At 34.6% G+C, this 5,832-nt stretch carries 5 protein-coding genes; all 5 read left to right on the plus strand.

Annotation, left to right across the window (positions count from 1 at the left end):
- The first annotated feature begins 180 nt into the window (after positions 1-180).
- Entirely contained in the window at positions 181-951 is a 771-nt protein-coding gene (locus tag P8M54_RS08005; protein ID WP_300287009.1) for a DUF3108 domain-containing protein, read from the plus strand.
- Positions 951-1,880, plus strand: a complete 930-nt coding sequence (locus P8M54_RS08010) for a tryptophan 2,3-dioxygenase family protein (RefSeq protein WP_300287011.1) — start codon at positions 951-953, stop codon at positions 1,878-1,880. The genes P8M54_RS08005 and P8M54_RS08010 overlap by 1 nt, the downstream gene beginning before the upstream one ends.
- Positions 1,881-1,914: 34 nt before the next feature.
- Entirely contained in the window at positions 1,915-3,147 is a 1,233-nt protein-coding gene (locus tag P8M54_RS08015; protein ID WP_300287013.1) for a peptidoglycan DD-metalloendopeptidase family protein, read from the plus strand.
- A 188-nt stretch (positions 3,148-3,335) separates the two neighbouring features.
- Complete coding sequence (pgi, locus tag P8M54_RS08020) at positions 3,336-4,979, plus strand: glucose-6-phosphate isomerase (protein WP_300287015.1); 1,644 nt, start codon at positions 3,336-3,338, stop codon at positions 4,977-4,979.
- Positions 4,980-5,564: 585 nt separating this feature from the next.
- On the plus strand, positions 5,565-5,832 hold a 268-nt coding region (locus P8M54_RS08025; RefSeq protein WP_300287017.1), incomplete at its 3' end, for a carboxypeptidase-like regulatory domain-containing protein.

The following is a 5,832-nucleotide window of genomic DNA, read 5'->3' on the forward strand; positions in this document are numbered from 1 at the left end:
CCTTTGCACTCGCAAAATGGAAGGGGTGGTTTCCTTCCGATTTGATATAAATTTCATAATTTATAGTTTTTTGGTTAGTTAATAGCATAAAAACTCAGTCATTATTTGACTGAGTTTTTTTGTTTTAATATATTTGGAACAAAATTTGCAACTTCCATCAATAAATAGAAAAAGTAAGTTATGAAAAAGATAATACTGTTCTTGTTATTGATAGTAACCGTTAGTTTTGACTCACAAAATGATGATGCATACGACGCAGGTGAGTGGTTTAAATTTAGAATCCATTATGGCTTTGTAAATGCAGGCTATGCCACCCTTGAAGTTAAGGATGCGGTTGTAAATAATAAAAAAGCTTTTCACGTTATTGGTAAAGGATACACTACGGGTATGTCTCGTTTTTTCTTTAAAGTAGATGATCTCTATGAAAGTTATATCGAGAAAGAATCAGGGAACCCAGCTCAATTTGTCCGAAAAATAAATGAAGGTGGTTATACTAAAAATCAAGAAGGTTTTTTTAACCAGTCAGCTAATAAGATTGTAGTAAAGGATTATAAAAACAACTCTGAGAAAGCATTCGTTATTCCTAAAAACACCCAAGATATTTTATCGGCATTTTATTACCTCAGGAATTATCCTACTATCGATAAAATTAACCCTGGAGAGTCTATTGTTATCGACATGTTTTTTGATGATGAAACCACAAAATTTAAGTTAAAGTTTATAGGTAGAGAGAATATTACAACTAAATTTGGAGTTGTATCTGCTATGGTATTCCGACCACTAGTGCAATCAGGTCGTGTTTTTAAAGAGCAAGAGAGTTTAACCGTTTGGGTTTCAGATGATGATAATAGGTTGCCTATTCGAATCAAAGCAGAGCTGGCAGTTGGATCGATCAAAGCAGATTTAGATGGCTTTAAAGGATTGAAACATCCGTTTAAAATAAAAAAATAATGAACATTACCGAAAATGGAGCGGCTATTTTAAAAGAAATAGAACAAAAATACGAGGCAATAAACCAAAAAACGGACACACAGTTAGAAGGGTTGCTTTGGTCCAAACCAATCACGTATTGGGACTATATCCAAACTGACGCCCTCTTGAGTTTGCAAACCCAAAGAACGACCTTGCCTGACGAAATGGTTTTTATCATGTACCATCAGGTTAATGAGTTGATTTTTAAAATGATTCTTTGGGAAATCAATCAAATTTCACACGCTGCAGAATTAAAAGCGGATTTTTTTACCGAAAGGTTAATGCGCATTAGTCGATATTTCGATATGCTTACCACCTCCTTTAGTATTATGGAGAACGGCATGGAAGTAGAGCAGTACATGAAATTTAGGAATACCCTAACACCAGCCAGTGGTTTTCAAAGTGCGCAATACAGGTTAATTGAGTTTTGTTGTACTGATTTAATCAATCTAATTGATCACCGTTTTAGAGCCACCATCGATCGAACTACTCCATATGAACATGCTTTCGAACATCTATATTGGCAAGCAGCGGGCAAAGATTATACGACAGGAAAAAAATCCTATTTGCTAGCGCAATTTGAGCTAAAATATAAAGACTTGTTTTTGCGACAAATGAAAGAGTACAACACAATTAATATTTGGCAAAAATTCAAGCAGCTCCCGCTTAATGAGCAACAAAATGAATCCTTGCGTACTGCTATGCGTCATTTAGATCATACCATCAATATAACTTGGGTCATGCAACATCTAAACGTTGCTTTTAAATATATAGATCAAAGTGGTATGGGCGATGGCGAGGCAACTGGCGGAAGTGATTGGAAAAAATACATGCATCCTAAATACCAACGACGTATTTTTTTTCCTGACCTATGGACTGAGGAAGAACTGACAAATTGGGGAAAATAAAACAAAGTAAAATTCGAAAAAAAACAGCTAAGTTTTGAAACAATTATTTATAATCATCATTATCTTTTTTACTATAGTATCTTGTAATAAATCTAAAGAGGATTCTGAAAAAAAGGTGGCAGTAAAAGCGGTTAAAAAAATAGCTAAGGACTCTGATTTTGGTTTTAATTTCACCAATTTTAATGTGGTTCAAGATACTATTCAAAACGGAGATACCTTTGGTACTATAATCAGCAAACAAAATATTGGCGACAAAAGAGTATACGATATTGTCGAGCAAATAAAGGATACGTTTAATGTACGATCAATCCGCCCAAACAAGGCGTTTACCATGTTGCGCTCTAAGGATAAAAAAAACAAATTACAGTATTTGATTTATCAACCCAATTCTTTGAGTTATTATGTAATTGATTTTAGAGACTCGGTTGCAACCGCTTACGCAAAAGTACGTCCGGTAACAATTCGACGCCGAATGATTGGTGGTGTTTTAAAAGGATCTTTGTCTGAAACTCTAGTGAACGCGGGTGTTCAAGCTGCTTTGGCAAGTAAGATGACTAAAGTGTATTCCTGGTCCATTGACTTTTTTAAACTAAAAAAAGGAGACCGTTTTGGTCTTGTTTTTACGGAGCGTTATATAAATGACTCTATCTATGATGGGGTTGAGGATTTGGAAGCTTCCTTTTTTGAATACAAAGGTAAAATCATCTACGCTTTTCCTTTTGCTAAAAATCCTTCATCAGGAAAAGTAGAGTATTATGATGACGAAGGGAAAACACTTAAAAACTTCTTTCTCAAAACACCTATTAAGTTTAGTAGAATAACCTCTCGATTTACCATGCAGCGTTTTCATCCAGTACAACACAGATGGAAAGCACATAAGGGAACTGATTATGCAGCTCCAACAGGAACTCCTATAACCACTACAGCTTCAGGAGTCGTAGAAAGAACAGGCTACACTGCTGGAAACGGGAATTATGTTAAGGTAAAACACAATGGCACCTACTCAACTCAGTACCTTCATATGTCTAAAATTTTAGTGCGTCAAGGACAACGTGTGAATCAAGGGGATGTAATTGGTAGAGTAGGAAGTACAGGATTAGCAACTGGACCACATGTTTGCTATCGTTTTTGGAAAAATGGTGTTCAAGTAGATGCACTGCGGTTAAATTTACCTACGGGTGAGGCGATGCAAGGAAAAGACAAACAGCGATTTTTAACAGCAACAGCTCCTTTAAAAAGAGAGCTTGACAGCATAGGGAATTTGTAAATCGTCCTGATCAACTAATTAGTTTAATACGATCTTCAATAAAGGAGTTACTGCTTATAAAGTAGTAACTCCTTTTTATTTTGCAGCAAATAAATCTCCAAATAGTATATCTACACAATCCATTTACCATTTAAAAGTAATTTGAGTATTTTTGTGACGAACAAAACTAAAACAAAGAATTAGAAATAATGAGTTTAAATACAAACAATCCAACAGCGACTATTGCCTGGAAAAAATTAGAAGAACATTTCGCTTCAATGAAAAATGCATCTATGCAAGAAATGTTTAGTAATGACACAAATAGGACGGACAACTTTAATTTAAAATGGAATGATTTTTTAATAGATTATTCTAAAAATATAATAAGTCAAGAAACGATTGCTATTTTAGTTGAACTAGCAAACGAAATGGGACTAGAAGCAGCTATTAAAGACTATTTTGAAGGTGGGATAATTAACCAAACCGAAAATAGAGCAGTGCTTCATACGGCCTTAAGAGCGAAAGCCGATGCGGTGATAGCTGTAAATGGTCAAAATGTTATTCCTGAAATCTATGCCGTGAAAGAAAAGATGAAAGTATTTTCATCAGCAATTATTTCAGGAAGTAAAAAGGGATACACAGGCAAGTCCTTTACGGATGTTGTAAATATTGGTATTGGCGGATCCGATTTAGGGCCAGCAATGGCAGTAGAAGCTTTACAGTATTATAGTAACCATTTACAAGTACATTTTGTATCCAACGTTGATGGTGACCATGTAAATGAAGTAATTAAAAAATTAGATCCAGAGACGACATTATTCGTGATTGTATCTAAAACATTTACAACCCAAGAAACCTTAAGCAATTCAGAGACCATCAAAAAATGGTTTTTACAAACGGCAACGCAGCAAGATATTGCTAATCATTTTGTTGCTGTTTCTACTAATATCGAAAAAGTAACTGCTTTTGGAATTGATCCTTCAACTATTTTCCCAATGTGGGATTGGGTAGGCGGACGATTTTCTCTTTGGAGCGCCGTAGGTCTTACCATCAGCTTAGCGGTTGGCTATGACAAGTTCGAAGAGTTGTTAGCTGGTGCAAATGAAATGGATGAACATTTCAAAGCGACTGATTTTGATAAAAATATGCCTGTTATATTGGCTTTATTAAGTGTTTGGTATAATAATTTCTTTGGAGCCGAAAGTGAAGCCCTGATACCATATACACAGTACTTGCAAAAATTAGCTCCCTATTTGCAACAAGGAACTATGGAGAGCAACGGGAAAAGCGTTGGTCGAGATGGAAAACCTGTAAATTATGAAACCGGAACTATTATTTGGGGAGAGCCTGGAACTAATGCGCAGCATGCCTTTTTTCAATTGATTCATCAAGGAACTAAGTTGATTCCTGCTGATTTCATTGGGTTTGTTAAGCCACTACATGGCAACATAGAACAGCACAATAAGCTTATGTCTAACTTTTTTGCTCAAACCGAAGCACTTTTGCATGGTAAATCAGAAGAGAAAGTAGCAGCGGAATTTGAAAAGCAAGGAGTAGATGCTCAAAAGGCGAAGCAACTGCTACCTTTTAAAGTTTTTTCGGGAAACAAACCAACGAATACCATTTTGATTGACAAGTTAACTCCAAGTGCTTTAGGATCCTTAATTGCTTTATACGAACACAAGATTTTTGTTCAAGGAATTATTTGGAACATTTTTAGCTTTGATCAATGGGGAGTGGAGCTAGGCAAGCAATTGGCTAATTCAATTTTAGATGAAATAGATTCTAAAGTGATCAATCAGCACGATAGTTCTACCTCATTTCTTTTAGAGTATTATTTGAATAAAAAATAAATTCATTACTGAAAGTTGGAAAGAACTATTTCTTACTTTCTTAACTTTTGAGAATAAGCCCTTGCTGTAAAGCAAGGGCTTATTTTTTACAACACTGTTTTATCCCTAACCCAGTGCATAATTTTAAAGGATAATTAATCAATGAAGTGTACTGTTTTTTCGATTGCTATTATAGTCGTTTTGTAAGAAGTTTGTGTTCTGAAAAATAGATATTATTTAGGCAATTATTGGTTGTTTTAGACACTTTTTTAAGCCATAAAAACCAATATTTTAGGGAGCAATAACAAATTAGATTGTGTTTTTTATGTCGAAAAAGACCTTTTTTGTAAAAAATAGGCTTCTTAGTTGACCATGGATTGGTTACTAGGTCACTTTTGAGAGATTCTGCTTATTTTTGTATTTATTGATAAATATTAACAGTTATCCGTAAAAATGGCTGATAATTTGCTTTTTTTTAAGTAAATATTATTAATTATTCAAAATTTGATTCTAGGAGCCTGAGGGTTTCTTAACATTGCCTTAACATCCTTGGTCGATATTGTTATAATTTTGGCAAAAAACAATAAAAAACAAAAAATGAAGACAATGAAAAATTGGTTATTCTCTGGAGTACTTTTTTTAATGGTTGCAACAGCATTTTCTCAAGGGAAAATTGTAGGAACTATTAGCGACGGACAAGGATCGTTACCAGGTGCTAATGTTGCCATCAAAGGAGCGAAAATTAACGTTTCGACCGATATTGACGGTAAGTTCTCTATCAACACAGTAGGTGAAGCAGGAGAATTAGTTATTTCTTACATTGGTTTTGCATCTAAAACAGTAAGATTTACAGTAGCAAAAGGAACTACAAAGA

The sequence above is a fragment of the Flavobacterium sp. genome (assembly GCF_029242675.1).
In the GTDB taxonomy this organism is placed as follows: Bacteria; Bacteroidota; Bacteroidia; order Flavobacteriales; family Flavobacteriaceae; genus Flavobacterium.

What these genes read in the sequence shown, in the direction of transcription:
- P8M54_RS08005 (WP_300287009.1), top strand. Translation starts at nt 181, where the DNA reads ATGAAAAAGATAATACTGTTCTTGTTATTGATAGTAACCGTTAGTTTT.
- P8M54_RS08010 (WP_300287011.1), top strand. Translation starts at nt 951, where the DNA reads ATGAACATTACCGAAAATGGAGCGGCTATTTTAAAAGAAATAGAACAA.
- pgi (WP_300287015.1), top strand. Translation starts at nt 3,336, where the DNA reads ATGAGTTTAAATACAAACAATCCAACAGCGACTATTGCCTGGAAAAAA.